The sequence below is a fragment of the Paenibacillus sp. FSL F4-0236 genome, assembly GCF_038000135.1.
In the GTDB taxonomy this organism is placed as follows: domain Bacteria; phylum Bacillota; class Bacilli; order Paenibacillales; family Paenibacillaceae; genus Paenibacillus_AQ.
Genome location: NZ_JBBOBK010000001.1, coordinates 6,505,928 through 6,522,124 on the forward strand (window position 1 = coordinate 6,505,928; position 16,197 = coordinate 6,522,124).

Annotated in this window: 12 protein-coding genes; 9 read left to right on the forward strand and 3 right to left on the reverse strand. The window is 43.8% G+C overall.

The window, feature by feature from the left end; all coding sequences use genetic code 11:
* Window positions 1-140: 140 nt before the first annotated feature.
* The 6 genes from NSQ29_RS29030 to NSQ29_RS29055 all read left to right on the forward strand — a co-directional run bounded on the left by NSQ29_RS29030 (window position 141) and on the right by NSQ29_RS29055 (window position 8,859).
* Window positions 141-380 carry an aspartyl-phosphate phosphatase Spo0E family protein gene (locus tag NSQ29_RS29030; protein WP_042192581.1) on the forward strand — a complete coding sequence of 80 codons (240 nt, stop codon included), beginning with the start codon at window positions 141-143 and terminating at the stop codon, window positions 378-380.
* Between the two features lie 195 nt (window positions 381-575).
* Entirely contained in the window at window positions 576-1,976 is a 1,401-nt protein-coding gene (locus tag NSQ29_RS29035) for a DNA-binding protein (RefSeq protein WP_340973284.1), read from the forward strand.
* Between the two features lie 280 nt (window positions 1,977-2,256).
* Window positions 2,257-2,778 (forward strand): MarR family transcriptional regulator, encoded by a 522-nt coding sequence (locus tag NSQ29_RS29040; RefSeq protein WP_081382663.1) that lies wholly within the window; start codon window positions 2,257-2,259, stop codon window positions 2,776-2,778.
* A complete protein-coding gene (locus NSQ29_RS29045; protein ID WP_042131431.1) occupies window positions 2,771-4,531 on the forward strand; it encodes an ABC transporter ATP-binding protein in 1,761 nt (586 codons plus the stop codon). The genes NSQ29_RS29040 and NSQ29_RS29045 overlap by 8 nt, the downstream gene beginning before the upstream one ends.
* A complete protein-coding gene (locus tag NSQ29_RS29050) occupies window positions 4,528-6,417 on the forward strand; it encodes an ABC transporter ATP-binding protein (RefSeq protein WP_042192571.1) in 1,890 nt (629 codons plus the stop codon). The genes NSQ29_RS29045 and NSQ29_RS29050 overlap by 4 nt, the downstream gene beginning before the upstream one ends.
* Window positions 6,418-6,630: 213 nt before the next feature.
* The gene (locus NSQ29_RS29055) at window positions 6,631-8,859 is read left to right on the forward strand and encodes an MMPL family transporter (protein WP_341126631.1); all 2,229 of its coding nucleotides are present in this window, start codon (window positions 6,631-6,633) and stop codon (window positions 8,857-8,859) included.
* A 169-nt stretch (window positions 8,860-9,028) separates the two neighbouring features.
* Here the strand turns inward: NSQ29_RS29055 and NSQ29_RS29060 are convergent, their stop codons facing one another.
* From NSQ29_RS29060 to NSQ29_RS29070, 3 genes are all read right to left on the reverse strand, one after another.
* Window positions 9,029-9,346, reverse strand: a complete 318-nt coding sequence (locus tag NSQ29_RS29060; RefSeq protein ID WP_042192566.1) for an antibiotic biosynthesis monooxygenase — start codon at window positions 9,344-9,346, stop codon at window positions 9,029-9,031.
* Window positions 9,347-9,992: 646 nt separating this feature from the next.
* Window positions 9,993-10,712: a 3-ketoacyl-ACP reductase gene (locus NSQ29_RS29065; RefSeq protein WP_042192563.1), complete on the reverse strand. Its 720-nt coding sequence runs from the start codon at window positions 10,710-10,712 to the stop codon at window positions 9,993-9,995.
* Window positions 10,713-10,885: 173 nt separating this feature from the next.
* The gene (locus NSQ29_RS29070) at window positions 10,886-12,433 is read right to left on the reverse strand and encodes an FAD-dependent oxidoreductase (RefSeq protein ID WP_341126632.1); all 1,548 of its coding nucleotides are present in this window, start codon (window positions 12,431-12,433) and stop codon (window positions 10,886-10,888) included.
* A 157-nt stretch (window positions 12,434-12,590) separates the two neighbouring features.
* Between NSQ29_RS29070 and NSQ29_RS29075 the strand changes: the two genes are divergently transcribed.
* Genes NSQ29_RS29075 through NSQ29_RS29085 form a run of 3 tightly spaced genes read left to right on the forward strand, consistent with a single transcriptional unit; the run spans window position 12,591 to window position 16,143 of the window.
* Window positions 12,591-13,949, forward strand: coding sequence for a spore germination protein (locus NSQ29_RS29075; RefSeq protein ID WP_341126633.1), 1,359 nt, complete (start codon window positions 12,591-12,593; stop codon window positions 13,947-13,949).
* Entirely contained in the window at window positions 13,949-15,049 is a 1,101-nt protein-coding gene (locus NSQ29_RS29080; RefSeq protein WP_341126634.1) for a GerAB/ArcD/ProY family transporter, read from the forward strand. The genes NSQ29_RS29075 and NSQ29_RS29080 overlap by 1 nt, the downstream gene beginning before the upstream one ends.
* On the forward strand, window positions 15,046-16,143 hold the full coding sequence (locus NSQ29_RS29085) for a Ger(x)C family spore germination protein (RefSeq protein ID WP_341126635.1): 1,098 nt from the start codon (window positions 15,046-15,048) through the stop codon (window positions 16,141-16,143). The genes NSQ29_RS29080 and NSQ29_RS29085 overlap by 4 nt, the downstream gene beginning before the upstream one ends.
* Window positions 16,144-16,197: the final 54 nt, after the last annotated feature.

Below are 16,197 nucleotides of genomic sequence, written 5' to 3' on the forward strand. Positions count from 1 at the left end.
ACGAGCCTATAGAACATCCGAATAAATATCTGTTTTATTTTTGTGGATGTTCTGCAAATTTTTCTTTTTTTTTGAAAATATGTTTTTTGGTATCATGGATTATGATAGGAAGAGATGTTGATAGAGAGAAGGAGAGAGTTGTGACACTATATCAAGGTTCTTCCGAGAAAGCTTATAGAAGAGACTACAGAGAAGATGAGCTGTTTGTGACTATAGAGAGCCTTAGATGCGAATTGCTGGAAGTCGCGGAGCAACGGAGTCTTAGTGACCATGCTGTCCTAGAGCTAAGCGAGCGATTGGACGGTTATATTTTGCTGGCACAACATAAGATGATGGAGAACTTGCGCAGTCGCAAGGCAAGTGCAACAGCTTACTGCTGAAGCTCAAAAGCCGCTATTACAATAAATTAAACTCGATACATCCATAGAATTACACTATTACAAAGATCCAACCGATAAAGAGGAGAGAAATACGCTCCTCTTTTTGTCGTACAATCTATAAGTTGTACAATCCATAACTTTCACCTATAATGTCAATTAATAGGATCTTTTCAAGTCAAACTTTGGGGGTGCCGAGTGGAGGGAAAGTTAACAACTATACGCTCAGAAATTGAGAAAAATCTGTCCCGCTCCGGCCATAATCTCGCCTCATTCGCAAAAATTTGTGGCCTGAATCGTGGAAGTCTCAGCGCAATCCTGCATGGGAATCCACCGAAGCCTATGTCCCTGGGACAAATAGATGCAATTATTAAGGCCTTTGGTTTTCCGGATGGTTGGTTGTATCCACTGTACGTTGATGAATGCTTCAATGAGGAGAAGGTCTCACGCCGCAGGGTGGAGCCTTTTTTAATACGTTGCGCTGAACTGGGTAAGCAGCAATGCATTGATGATACCTTAAACAGATTGTTGGAATATCCGAAATCGCTAGATATCGTTTATTCGGTAGCTGATAAATTGTTTAATAAAGGTAAAGTAGATGAATCAATATATTTTTATAAAACCGTGACTGAGAATGAGTCCGATAGCTACTCTGAGAGATTGGCGATCAGTCATTTTCGTATATTTAGATCGATGCAATCGATAGTTGATACAGATGAGAAATTACGTGCGGTAATCACTTTTGGACCATTTAGAGGCCGTCTTCCTGAGGATATGCAATTGGATGGTCTGCTAATGCTATCACAACTATGCTACAGTCTACGTAGATGGGCAGAGATGGAAAGCTTTGCTGATGAACTAAGAACCTTGGCAAACGCGGTGTATCGTGACCAACTTCGAAAGAGTGTAGGTAGAAGAGCGGAAGATCTTCGGACGGAGCGTCCGCTCATCGTCTATTATGGTCATGGATATTTGCTTAAAGCGACTGCTCTGACCAAGCAAGGCAAGTATGAAGCAGCGAAAAAATATACTGCAGGCTACGCTGATCTAAGCTGGTTTGAAATGATGGATGATGAAGGTCGTGAAGCTTTAGAGCATTTCCGGTTATTTGCAACGGCCAATAGCTTTACGTTGGAGATGTTAGCGGGTAATGTAGCTGTTCTACCTGAATATACAGCTTTTTTGGCTGATCATCCTGGTGAAATTTTGGTAGGGCTTATTACTATTATGGATGCAGCGAACCGCCATGGCTTCTCAGCCGACAGTGTGCTTTCACGTTTCTCGCGTGAGATGCTGCGATTTGAGGAGTTTCAGGAGCCCAATAATGTGGATCGTGTGTATCGTCTAAACTATCAAGTTGCGATGTATCTTATAACCCGTAAACAGTACAGTACAGGCGTAGATTATATTATTCAATGTTTGGAGTTAGCCATTAAGCAGAACAATGGTAAAGATTTCATTAATTGCGTAACCTTATTTGAGACTAATAGGGATTATGCTACTACTGATCAGCAGACCAAATATAGAAATTTGATAAGGGAGGTGAGACAGCATGAAAAAATCACTATTGATGATGGTAAGTGTGTTAGCATTGTTTAGCTTCATCATTATCGGACCTGTAGGCTCTGGAAGCCATGGAGGTATCACGACTTTAGAGCACGGAGCTAATTGGTAGGATTGAAACGATCTATTCAGTATTCTTATAATACAGAGTAATACATATACGAAATTGGACTCCCTTGCCATTGTGCTGGGGAGTTTTCTTTTTCGTAATAATTGATACCGTATTCAAAATTTGACAAAGCGTTGCACCGAAAATATAATTAGGTAGCCTAAATAATACAGTGTTTAATAATTAGCTGACCTAACTAAATTAGAGGTGAAAGAAATTGGGATAAACGGAGGAAATACAGAAAATACTGAAAATTCAGTCGCACACGAGCTTTTTGCGGCGATGAAACGGCTGCATAAAGGCCAATGGCAAAAGGGTGTTGAAGGCCATAAGCCGAGTGAGATGACTTTAATGATATGCATTGAAAAATGGAATCATTCTGATGATGAGGGTCTAAAGATATCTGAAATCAGCCGACTACTCGGATTCACACCTCCAACTATTACGCAGTTGATTAATAGTCTTGAGGCGAAACAGATGGTGGAAAGACACGCAGATCCTTCGGACCGAAGAGTCGTACGCGTGAAATTGACGGAGAGTGGAAAAAAACTCACACGAAGAGCAGAGCAATACAGAGACGCAATGCTGGATGAGCTCGTACGTTACTTAGGTGAAAAAGAGACTAAGCAGCTCACAGAACTGTTGCTGAAAGTACATGCATTCGTTGAGGATAATCCACCACCTAATTGGGATAGGCTACAAATGAACGGAGATGAGAAGCTTGATTAAATTATTTAAACAACTGAAGCCATTTCGAGTAGCTATTGGTGCTGTATTAATTCTTGTGTTCTTGCAGTCCATGGGCGACTTATACCTCCCTACGCTGATGTCCGACATTGTCGACAAAGGTATTGTTCAGGGAGACCGTACTTATATTTGGAAAATAGGTAGCTTCATGCTTTTAGTAGCAGGGGGCGGGGCCTTATGTTCAGTCATTGCCAGCTATTTATCAGCAAAAGTGGCAGCAGGATTCGGTAAACTTACCCGTGCTCGTGTATTTAATCATGTAGAGAATTTTACACTGCATGAATTCGATAAGCTTGGTACCGCCTCTTTAATTACCCGTACAACGAATGATATTACGCAGGTACAGACTGTACTTACTATGATGCTGCGTATGATGATCGGTGCACCGATGATGATGATTGGTGGTATCATCATGGCGGTATCTGAAGATGCGAAATTATCATTGATATTTGTAGTAGTTATTCCGGTACTCGTTGGTGCAATTTTCTTTATCGGTATGAAGGGATTACCACTGTTTAAAGCGATACAGGTCAAGCTGGATAAATTAAATCTGGTTCTACGTGAACATTTGACGGGGATCCGTGTTATCCGTTCATTTAACCGGATTGATCATGAGAATAAACGCTTCTCCGAGGCTAACCGTGATCTGACAGACACAGCGATCAAAGTAAATAAAATCATGGCCGGTTTGATGCCGCTTATGATGATTGTTATGAACTTTTCCATGATCGCAATTCTTTACTTTGGTGGCATTCGAATCGGCGATGGAGATTTGCAAGTCGGCTCACTGATGGCATTTATTCAATATGCGATGCAAATCATGTTCTCCCTGATTATGGTGTCGATGATGTTCGTGCTGATTCCTCGTGCTTCAGCTTCAGCCTTGCGTATCAATGAAGTGCTCGATATGCGGCCGGAATTCACAGATCCATCAGAGAGTGAATTACAAACAACGGCTCAAGCAACTAAAAAAGACGGCCGTGATCATATGCGTGGTTTTGTTGAATTCGATAATGTCTCCTTTTCTTATCCTGGCGCGGAACAACCTGCACTTTCGAAAATTAGCTTCAGTGCTCGCCCAGGTGAAGTTACTGCGATTATCGGTGGTACTGGTTCAGGTAAATCTACGCTGCTTAGCTTGATTCCAAGGTTCTATGATGTTAACGAAGGTGCTGTACGTGTTAACGGAGTAGATGTGCGTGAGATGACTCAGGAAGAGCTACGGAGCAAAATTGGTTACATCCCTCAAAAAGCGGTATTGTTCTCAGGTACGATTAACGAAAACATTCGCTACGGTAAAGAGGATGCTACCGATGAAGAAATCATTCATGCAGCCAAGGTAGCTCAGGCCTACGATTTCGTGTCAGCAATGAAAGATGGATTTGATTCGGAAATTGCTCAAGGCGGTAGTAATGTCTCTGGTGGTCAGAAACAGCGGCTGTCCATTGCACGTGCGCTTGTGAGAAAACCTCAAGTTTATCTGTTCGACGACAGCTTCTCTGCACTTGATTTCAAAACAGATGCCAAGCTTCGTGCGGCACTCAAAGATGAAACCACGGAATCCACTGTTCTAATCGTAGCTCAACGGGTTAGTACCGTTATGGATGCCGACCGGATTATTGTTATTGATGAGGGTGAAATCGCCGGAATGGGCACTCACCGTGAACTGCTCGCGAGCAGTGATGTGTACCGCGAGATCGTATCCTCGCAGCTGTCAGAGGAGGAAATAGCATGAGCGAACAAAACAATAAACCTGCTGCTCCGCGCGCCCATAAAGGTCCTGGACCTGGTGGCGGCCCTGGCATGCGGATGCCTGCAGAAAAGGCTAAAGACTTCAAGGGTACACTTCGTCGTCTGATTAAGTATTTAAGACCTCGTATGGTTCAATTGATTATCGTTCTTGTTATGGCAATTGCCAGTACTGTATTCAGTATCTTCAGTCCTAAGGTTATGGGTAAAGCAACAACTAAGCTATTCGAAGGTGCTTACGGTAAATTAATGGGTGTTGAGGGAGCTTCCATTGATTTTGGATACATTAATGATATCCTGATCATACTTGCGGGACTGTATTTGCTTAGTGCTCTATTTAGCTATATTCAGCAGTACGTAATGGCTGGCGTAGCTCAGAAGGTCGTCTACGACATGCGTGAGCAGATCAACAGCAAGCTGGAACGTTTGCCTTTGAAATATTTTGATTCCCGTACCCATGGGGAAATTCTAAGCCGTGCTACGAATGATGTGGATAACATCAGTACTACACTGCAGCAGAGCTTAACTCAATTGATTACTTCTATTGTCACCATTATCGGTGTCATCGTAATGATGCTTACCATCAGCCCATGGCTGACGTTGATTACAATTGTTACATTGCCACTCAGCTTCGTTGTAATTATGGCTATCTCCAAGCGCTCGCAGACTTATTTTGTCGGACAGCAGAAGTCACTCGGTCAGTTGAACGGTCATGTAGAAGAAATGTATACAGGTCACCGGATTATTAAAGCTTTTGGTCGTGAACCGCAGTCCCTTAAGGATTTCGATGAAATTAACGATAAGCTTTACGACTCTGGCTGGCGTGCCCAATTCATGTCCGGTATGATTATGCCGCTCATGATGTTTATCGGTAACTTGGGTTATGTAATGATTTGTGTAGTCGGCGGTATCTTTGTTACTAAAAAAATGATCGATGTTGGGGATATTCAAGCTTTTATTCAGTATTCTCGTCAGTTCACCCAGCCGATTGCACAAACGGCTAATATTGCGAATATTATTCAATCCACTATTGCTTCCGCAGAACGTGTATTTGAACTTCTGGATGAAGAAGAGGAAGTTAAGGAAGTTAATACTACACTTGCGAAGCTTGATGAAGGTACTCCGGAAGGTTCCGTTGAGTTCCGTCATGTGAAATTCGGATATAAAGAAGATGCGATTCTGATTGAGGACATGAATATTGAGGTTAGTCCAGGTCAGACCATAGCGATTGTCGGTCCTACTGGTGCTGGTAAAACCACTCTGATTAACCTGTTGATGCGCTTCTACGAGCTTAATGATGGGGAAATTATCATTGATGGCGTCAATATTACCAATATGAGACGGAGTGACCTGCGCAGCAAATTTGGTATGGTGCTTCAGGATACTTGGCTGTTCAATGGTACGATCCGCGATAACATTGCTTATGGACGTGAAGGTGCCTCAGAAGCTGATGTGGTGCGTGCTGCCAAGGCTGCTCATGCCGATCACTTTATCCGCACACTTCCGCTTGGATATGATACGGTGTTAAATGAAGAGGCTTCTAATATCTCTCAAGGACAGAAGCAGCTGATTACGATTGCGCGTGCGATTCTGGCTGATCCATCGATCCTCATTCTTGATGAAGCAACAAGCAGTGTCGATACACGGACAGAATTGTTGATTCAAAAAGCAATGAAAGCATTGATGCAAAACAGAACCAGCTTCGTAATTGCTCACCGTCTTTCGACGATTCGAGATGCCGACCTTATCCTTGTTATGAATCAAGGTAGTGTAATCGAGAAGGGCAATCACGAGGAACTGCTTGCACAAGGCGGATTCTATGCTGATCTTTACAACAGTCAGTTCTCCGAAGGAGATTTGGACGCAGGCTAAGTTGAAGTGAAAGAAAAAGTATAGCAAACCATAAACCCCTCTTTTCACATGTTGCTGATTTTATATGTGAAGAGAGGGGTATTTTATATGTGATGAGGTGTTTTGATTTTTCAGAAAAATAAAAAAAGTTTGATTAAAAATTAAAGCATATATATGATAGAATTAAAAAAATGACCCGCGGCTCATTTTTAAGGCGGGAAGGTAAAGGAGAGGATGAAGGGAATGTCAGGCTACGGTAAATGGGTGGCAGGAAAAAAGACGAAATGGATTACTCTTCTCGTATGGATAGTGCTAGTAGGTGCACTTACCCTATTATGGCCTGCAGTGAATTCTCAAGTTGCTAATAATGCGCCCAATCTCCCAGATGATGCACAATCAATACAGGCAACAGCAATTGCAGAACAAGAGTTTCCAAGTGGAAGCGGAGTACCTGCATTGCTCGTATGGCATAGAGAAGGCGGGCTTTCACAAGACGATTTAGTACATATCACTGCTGTATACAACAAGTTGGAGCAGCAACCGTTACCCCATCAGAACTTTGTTCCCCCACTAGGGAAGCTGCCGCCGCAGGCACTGCAAGCCTCATTATCTGAGGATCTTAGTACACTGGTAACCCCGGTGCTTTTTGATAAAACGGCAGATAGTGATCAGCTCGGTGAAGCTGTGACAGAAATGAAGAAGATCATAAACACAGAGACGGGTGGAGACCCCTCCGCGGCTAAGGTAGATGGAAAAGACCTGAGTTTACGTGTTACGGGTCCAGTGGGCATCTCTATAGATGCTTCAGGCCTGTTTCAGAACGCTGACGTCTCCTTGTTAATTGCTACGGTCATGCTTGTGCTGGTGTTCTTATTAGTGATTTATCGTTCGCCGATCTTGGCGTTTATTCCACTTATTGCAGTTGGATTCGCTTATGGTGTAACAAGTCCGATTCTTGGAAAAATGGCGCAAGAAGGCTGGATCACCGTGGATTCGCAGGCAGTATCCATCATGACGGTTCTGTTGTTCGGTGCGGGTACGGACTATTGTTTGTTCCTGATCTCACGGTTCCGGCAGTTGTTGAAGGTAGAAGAGAGTAAGAGTCGTGCGCTTCTTCGCTCCATTACCGAATCTTCAGGCGCCATCGCTATGAGTGGCTTCACCGTCGTGCTCGCGCTGTTTGCGTTATTGCTGGCTAAGTATGGAGCTTATCATCGTTTTGCAATTCCGTTCAGCGTGTCGATTTTCATTATGGGAATTGCTAGCTTAACGCTTGTACCTGCACTTTTGGCGATCTTCGGACGGACCTCGTTCTTCCCATTCATTCCGCGCACGCCGCAAATGGAAGTTGAACGGGCTAAGGCTAAAGGAAAACCAGCTCCAGAACCCAAAGTCTCCCATAAAAAAGGGATTGGCGGATTTGTAGTTTCCAGGCCTTGGGCTATCGTAGGAGTGACTGTCATCGGACTGGGGATTCTGGCTTCATTCTCTAGTGGAATCAAGTTTACGTATGATATCCTCTCTTCTTTTCCTAAAAATATGGAGTCCCGCGAAGGGTTCGACCTCATCGGTAAGCAGTTTTCTCCGGGAGAACTAGCACCCGCTAAACTGATTATTGATACTAAGGGGCAAGCGAGTGGAGAGGATCTTAAAGTCATTCTCGGAGGGCTCACGTATGTGGACACGGTTTCCGATCCGCAGCAGGGTGCTGTGAACAAGGATATTCTAGGTTACGATATCGAATTTAAGAACAATCCTTATTCACTTGAAGCGATGGGGCATATTCCAGCCCTTCTAGCAACAGCAGAGCAAGCGCTGATTGATGTAGGGGTAGAGAATCCTTCAGATCATGTGTGGGTAAGTGGTCAGACAGCGACGCAGTATGATACCAAAAAAATCGGAGATCGTGACACCGATCTGATTATTCCTGTTGTTATTGGATTGATCACGTTGCTGTTGTTGATATATCTGCGTTCGATAGTGGCGACTATTTATCTGGTCGGAACGGTCATTCTCTCCTTCTTCTCTGCACTTGGCTTAGGCTGGATTATCATTCACTATGTGATGGGGGCAGATGCCATTCAGGGAGCGATTCCGCTCTATTCCTTTGTATTCCTAGTGGCGCTTGGAGAAGATTACAACATCTTTATGATCTCGAATATTTGGAAAAAACGTAAGACCATGCCGCTTAAGCAGGCCATCGCGGAAGGCGTGAATGAGACCAGCTCGGTAATTACCTCTGCGGGCCTCATTCTGGCAGGTACTTTTGCTGTATTAGCTAGCTTACCGATTCAGGTGCTTGTGCAATTTGGTATCATCACCGCTCTAGGTATTCTACTTGATACCTTCGTAGTACGTCCGTTCCTTGTGCCCGCTATTACGACACTTTTTGGTCGATGGGCATTCTGGCCGGGGAAACATCAAGAGGTGGAGGAAGCTCTGCCTCGTGGTAGTGAGCAATAAGCGACACACTGTAAAAATAAACAGGGATGTCTCAAAGCCATATTGGCTTAGGGCATCCCTGTTGTTATTGTCGTGGCGGTCGTACTTCTGTTAATTGTATGACCGGTCTATATCACATAGACGCAAGTTATGCGAATAGCTTGCGGGACTAGTTGTCCAATCTCTACACTTAATTGCTAGTGCCGGGTGTTCGGCTGATCATCAGCTTATATTTGTCGATCGAAGCACCAAGAATGGCTTCATTTCCACCAGCACCGCGGTGTGATTGACGGAAGGATTCACTGGATGTCCAGCCTTTAAATGCCTCCTCATTCTCCCACATGGTACAGATTTTTAATTCCTCAACACCTTCTTTGGCACTTCCTTGCCAAACCTCCATGCGGACGAATCCTGGCATATCCTGTACACCATTATTTCCTCCGAAACGTTGAGCGATGGCTTCACCATGACCTTCTTTAACTTTAATGGTATTTGTTACTACTAGCATATTAGGTAAACCTCCGTTCAGTAGTGTGATATCCATACATAAACATTAGGCTGAATATATAATTGCACTTTATACACTTAAAAGTTCTGGTTCGTTAGAAACGAAGACGATAAGTGTATTCTCTGCAACTAAATTCCATGAATTTGGCGAATGGTTGAAAATTGCCTGCTTTTAGTTGCACAGAGTGCAATTAATGTATGGCGGATCCTCTCACTACACTGAATAGATGCACAAAGTGCAACTATCGTCTATTCGAACGCCAAGTAGTATTCAGAGCCGAAGCGCCCAGCGTAACTACAACACTCAACTACAATACTCAACTACAACACACAACACAACGTAACTATAAGTATCTATAATTAAATAAATACTTAATCTCTATCTAACTACTCTGGCATTAAAGTAACCTACTCTAGCCCTAAAATTGAGTTTGATTGCAGAATACGCAACAGAATAGCCGAAAATAGTCTACATAAGGTATTCTGTTGCACTTTGTACAATTGAATCGGGTTAAATGGCATGAAAGTACGGTTTTCCTCCAGTTTGATTGCACAAAATGCAATCGAACCAAGTTTCTCTCACGACCAGAGACATTCTATTGCACAAAGCGCAATCAGAGCTTGAATTAGAATCAGCCAGCTCGCTTTTATTGCGGATTAGTGGTCCAGAGTCCAGCTGTTTTTAGGAAGACACGATCCGGCAGCTTCAAGGCTGTTAAAGCCAATTCAGCTACATCCTCAGGCTGCATCATGCGGTCTTCGTCACCGATTTTAAGTCCAGCGTTGGAAGCTAATCCGGTGTTAACAGTGCTTGGAGTCAAGGCTACGACGCGGATGTTGTGCTTACGTACCTCTTGTGCGAGAGCTTCGGTCATGCCCATCAGTGCGAACTTGGATGCGCAGTAAGCCGAGCCTGTCGCGAAACCGCGTTCTCCAGCGGTAGAAGAGATATTGATGATATTTCCACCATTTTTCTCAATCATAGCTGGCAGTGCAGCGCGAGTTACATAATACGTACCGTAAAGATTGACTTGGATATGACTTTCCCAATCGGCAGGGTCCATTTCTACTAAAGTGCCGAATTTTGCAATTCCGGCATTGTTGATTAATGCGTCAAATGTTCCTAGCTCGTTTTGCAGGTAAGCAACCGCACGTTCAGCTTCTTCGCGTACAGCAATATCTGCTACGGCGACGCTGACTTTCACGTCGTATACTTCCATTAAGGCTGATTTTAACGCTTCGAGATCGCCTGAAGTTCTGGAGATCAGGCCCAAATTAGCACCTTCCTTAGCTAGTGCCATGGCTAAGGCTTTGCCGATCCCTTTGCCTGCACCAGTAATCACAACACTCTTTCCTCTCAAATCCATCTCTAACGTCACGCTCCTTTAAACATTTTTGAAGCTAATGCTTCGTTCATGTCCTATTATACCTGAATGCTATAGGGCATTCACAATCGCCGAAGGAAAACGATTTGAAAACTTCCATGTATAGCGATGTTATTTTCCATGAATCCATCATTTGTTTCCTCGAATGAAATGATTTATTCGTAAAGCTTCGTCAGCGGCACGGATGCGGGTCCCTCTAAGACTTCTCCATCATAGGAGAAACGGGAGCCGTGGCAAGGGCAATCCCAAGAACGGTCGCCATCGTTCCATTCGCATTCACAGCCCATATGTGTACAGGTTCTGTCTACCAGATGAAGCGTCCCTTCCGGATCCTTATAAGCTCCCACACGTTTGCCGTCATGGAAGACAACAGCCCCTTCGTCTGCTTTCAAATCACTTGTCTTTTTATGGACGATTTCTACTTTGCCCGCTACAAGCTCTTTTGCCACATTGGCATTTTGAACGAAGAAGCTTTTTAGGCTGGCGCCAGCTTTGAAGCGGGATGGATCGTATAGCTCTGTGTATGGATTATCCTTACGCTGAATCTGATCGGAGATAATTTGAGCGGATAAGGTACCGCTTGTCATGCCCCATTTTCCGAATCCGGTAGCGATATAAATCTCTTCGTTCTCCGAAATCTTGCCGATGTAGGGGACCTTGTCCAGCGTAATTAAATCCTGTGCTGACCAGCGGTAAGGGATCGATTTGATACCCAGCAAGTGGCCTGCGAACAGTTCCAGATTCTCATAATGACCTATCGTGCAAATGCCTTGGCCCGTCTTATGATTCTCACCCCCGACGATAACCAGATTCTGGCCTCCCCACTCCACTGCACGCAGAGAACGGGTTGGTTCGCTGGCGCTTAAATACATTCCACCCTCAAAATCCGTTTCAGGCTGGATCGCCAGACAGTAGGAACGTTCAGCATGCAGTCGCGAGAAATATAACGCACCTCCGTCGTAGAAGGGGAAATGAGAAGCTGACACAGCGTAACGGCAGGTGATGCGGTAGTCATTCTTTTCCGTAAAAAGCGTAAGCGTATCGTTCTTCTCCACCTTGTCTGCCATCATTGTATGCTCATAGATCACGCCACCTTTTTCCACGATAACCCTCAACAAGGCCTTCAGATATTGCAGGGGGTGAAAGCGAGCTTGTCCTGGTAATTTAATCGCATCGCTCGCCATCAGGGGGATAGAGACGTTATCCAGCCATTCACCGGGCAGGCCTAATTGTTCATAGGCTTGATACTCTTCTTCCAACTGTTTAAGCGTTTTATGATCTTCAGCATCTGCGTATAAATAGGCCGCTTCACGTTTCATGCCACAAGACACTTCCAGTTCCTCAGCCGTATTTAAGATCCAATTCATAGCCTCATTGTTCGATTGATAATAGCGCCGCGCATTCTCCGCCCCAAAATGTTTCAGCAAATGATGATAGATTAATCCGTGCTGAGTGGAGATCTTGGCGCTTGTAAAGCCCGTAGTACCGCTGAGGATTTCCCCTGCCTCCAAGAGTGCGACTTTGTATCCGGCTTTGCTTAAGAGATAGGCTGTTGTAATCCCTGTAATACCGCCGCCCACCACAGCGACATCTGTAGAAATATCTTCAGTCAGCTTTGGAAAGGTCGGTAAATCTGTAGTGTCACGCCATATTGATTCTGGAAATTGCGGAAGACCTTGCGTTATTTTACGGTGTGGATCCATCTTATTATCCCTCCATCTGTACAATGCTCATTTCATTTATTACCACAGTCCCGTTAAAAGAAACTCTGTATTCATATGTGCAGTGCATGAATTCAGAGAAATAGTGCCAAAATAAGGTGGCATCCGGGAAGCGCAGGATAAATAGGAGGGATGATCCATGTCAGTTCAACAGGATAAGCACAATGTTTCTCTGGAATGGATCAAGGGTGAGTTGGACGGATTTGCCGATTTAATTGATAGAACGCTCGTTGCACCTTTTGGGCAGATCAACTTACTTTATATTAAAAGCGTTACAGATTCGCAGACGCTCAGTCGCCATGTGATTACGCCGTTCTATGAGATGGGGGATACTAACGCTTACCTTGATTACATTACGACGTATCCGGGCACGGAAGAGGAGACTACGAAGGAAATAGCGATCGATCTTTTGCTTAGTGGCTACGTTCTTCTTAGCATAAATGATGTGATTTGTTTTTTTGACGCGATGAGTACAGAGAGCAGCGGTGTTAGTGAAACGTCTGCAGAAAGCATTTCACAGGGACCTTCAGATGCACTAACGGAGGATATTGCGGTTAATCTGAACATGATTCGCCGTCGCTATCAATCCACTAATCTCAAAATGGAAACCATGATCATCGGCGATGTCTCCAAAACAAAAGTGGCCATCCTATACGACATCAGTCGTGTTGATCATAATGTATTAGCGGAATTAAGGGAGAAGATGAATACCCTAAAGGTTGATATTTTACAGGCTACGGGAGAACTTGAGAAGTTTATAAGCAGTGATAAATTGAGAATACTCCCTAAGTCTATTATTACTGAAAGACCTGATAGAGTTGTGTTTAATTTGTCTGAAGGAAAAGTAGCGATACTCCTGGATACAACGGGATATGCGATAGTGTTGCCCTCCATATTTAACGATTTTTTTACATCCATGGATGATAAGATCCAATTTCCTATTGTGGGCCGTTTCTTAAAGCTACTCCGAATTATCGGTGTGTGCATGACGTTATGGCTGCCTGCGATCTATGTAACACTTACCTCGTATAACCCAGAGATTATTCGTGTGCAGGTTGCACTACTCATTTCGGGTAGTCGCGCGACCGTGCCTTATCCATCTTTTGTGGAAGTGCTCTTAATGCTTATGATGATGGAATTTCTGACCGAGGCGAGTTTACGGCTGCCCAAAGCGATTGGTCCTACGGCCACGACGGTCGGAGGTCTAATCTTAGGTCAGGCAGCTACGGCGGCAGGGCTTGTAGGTAATATTATGATTATATTGGTCTCTGCCGTTGCGATATCCAATTTTCTGATTCCTCTGAATATGATGAGCTTGTCGATACGCGTGCTGAAGTACATTTTTCTTATAGCTGCCGCTGTTCTAGGAATGGTTGGTGTAGTGGTCTGTGTTGTGGGATTCGCAATGTATTTATGCAATCAGCGTAGCTTTGGACAACCTTATTTCAGATTGTTTTTTCTTGATAACCTTGGTAAGAAGAAGGGCGGGGAACATTGATGGCCAAAAGCCGTTATTTCTACTGTCTTTTTCTGATGAACAGCTTGATCAACATCATTAATTTTGTTCCTAGGGAACTAATAGACAGACGCTTTGACGGTGCTTTGTTCTCTATACTAATTGCAACGATCCTTGGTACTTTGTTTGTCTATATATTTACTGTATTGATTGCTAAATTTCCTGGAAAGGGATTTCCGGAAATATTTAACCCTCTTCTTCCTAAGCTGCTAGTCAAACCCTTACTTGTCTTTTTTGCGGGTTTATGGTGTGTGGCTGGGGGGGTTACCTTGCTTTCTTTTGTAGATATTACGCTGAGATATGTCAGTCCGAATTCAAGCCCATATACTGTCGTGATCGGCTTTCTGATATTGGTCTGCATCTGCTGTCGCTTTGATTCACTATCACTTTTGTATGGTCTTGAAATCATTCTTTTCGTTACATTACCGTTAATTGTCTATGGCATTGTAAAGGCGCTGACCAATCCGGACTTCAATTGGGATTCTGTTCTGCAGATCACTACATACATCTGGCATAAGCCGGATTTGATGAGTCTTTCGGCAGCTACCTTTTCTTTTAGTGGTTATATTAATCTAGCCATCTTTAATCGGGTATTTCATGGGTTAAAGCTAAAGCATGCCTGGATTTTAGGGGTGGAAGGACTTCTCGTACTGCTCGTAACCTTTTTGGTCCCTATCGGTTATTTCGGTACTGTTGCGATTGAGAGACATGTATATACGTGGTTCTCGACGGCAGACAGTATCCGGATAGAATCCTTTATTATTGAACGGATGTTGTTTATTTTTTATTTTGCCTACATGACTTTATCTCTGGTGAGTGTAATTGTTCATTGGCATGTAGGGTTAGGATTATTCAAAGATGCTATTTCATCTACGAAAAAAAAATCCCAGAAGGCAGAGCAGTGGAAAGAGTGGCTCATCCTGTGCTTGTTTAGCGGAGTGGTCCTCTCCTTAATATGGATGGATCAATATCAGCTCAACGTGTTGGGCATTTGGTTTCTACAGATCCGCTGGTTTGGTGAGATGTTCTTAATCGCTCTGCTGTTTTATTGTTATCGCAAAGTAAGGAGGCAGAGGTTGTGAGAAAAGCACTTAGTGCAATAGGAATTGTGTTACTGCTACTCCTTGCCGGCTGTGACTTCAAAGAAATTGATTTAAGGATATTCGTACTGGCGATCGGTGTTGACCCTGGTGAAGAAGAAGGGACTTTCAAGATCAGCTTGAAACTGGCCATCCCACAGGGGGAAGTTACTAAGATTGATGAGAAGATGCAGATATTAACCGAAGAGTCCCCTAGTATTTCGGAAGCGCTCCGCAGAATGAAGTCAAAAGTGGAGAAGGAGCTTGATTATTCCCATTGTAAATCGATTATTTTGGGAGAAGGGATCGCACGTAAAGATATTCAGCATGTTATGGATTGGGCCGTGCGGCGCAGAGATGTCCAGCTTATTGTGAATTTTGCAGTCGGGCGTCCGGAGGCACTTCAAGTGCTGCAGGTACGACCCGAATCGGAGCGTATCCCATCGAATTCTCTTATTCTGGCGATGAGTGGTCAGGGAACGGAATCTCCATTTATTGCTAGTGTGTATTCCTTTCAGCTGATGAGAAATATTTATGAGAACGGTATTGATCCGATCTTGCCGATTATCGAGGCCAAAGGGAAGAGCGAGTTCTTAATTGATAAAATCGCTCTACTGGATAGCGAGAAAATCAAGATGGTGCTTACACCGAACGAAACCCGGCTATACAATCTGCTGTCGCGCTCCAACTTACGGACCAATTTGCCAGCCCATATTGAGGGGGTCATGTATCAGTATTACACAGAGAGATCATCCTCGGACTACAAGATACTAAATACGGAGAGCAGAAAAGCTACTATTCGATACCATATTAAGATTAAAGGGATCCTCGAAGAGAGTAGCAGCCCGGATTTGGTGACACATAGCAAGTTGAAAAAAATTCAGGCAGCTGGCGAGAAAGAATTGGAAGATGATATCTTAGCATTACTGAAAAAAATTCATACGAGCGGTTTGGATCCTTTTGGGTGGGGGCTGCACTATGGAGCTAGACATTTTAATAATGATACCGAAATGGAAGTGTGGAAGGGGCTCTATGCCGGGCTCAATTTTCAGGTCAAAGCTGATGTTAACATCAAATATTCAGGATTGATTAAGTAACTGAGAAAGTAATGAGTGGATAAAAGTGGGATTGACGTTCTTACCTTCACGATT

What these genes read in the sequence shown, in the direction of transcription:
- NSQ29_RS29050 (WP_042192571.1), top strand. Translation starts at nt 4,528, where the DNA reads ATGAGCGAACAAAACAATAAACCTGCTGCTCCGCGCGCCCATAAAGGT.
- NSQ29_RS29055 (WP_341126631.1), top strand. Translation starts at nt 6,631, where the DNA reads ATGAAGGGAATGTCAGGCTACGGTAAATGGGTGGCAGGAAAAAAGACG.
- NSQ29_RS29060 (WP_042192566.1), bottom strand. Translation starts at nt 9,346, where the DNA reads ATGCTAGTAGTAACAAATACCATTAAAGTTAAAGAAGGTCATGGTGAA.
- NSQ29_RS29065 (WP_042192563.1), bottom strand. Translation starts at nt 10,712, where the DNA reads ATGGATTTGAGAGGAAAGAGTGTTGTGATTACTGGTGCAGGCAAAGGG.
- NSQ29_RS29070 (WP_341126632.1), bottom strand. Translation starts at nt 12,433, where the DNA reads ATGGATCCACACCGTAAAATAACGCAAGGTCTTCCGCAATTTCCAGAA.
- NSQ29_RS29075 (WP_341126633.1), top strand. Translation starts at nt 12,591, where the DNA reads ATGTCAGTTCAACAGGATAAGCACAATGTTTCTCTGGAATGGATCAAG.
- NSQ29_RS29080 (WP_341126634.1), top strand. Translation starts at nt 13,949, where the DNA reads ATGGCCAAAAGCCGTTATTTCTACTGTCTTTTTCTGATGAACAGCTTG.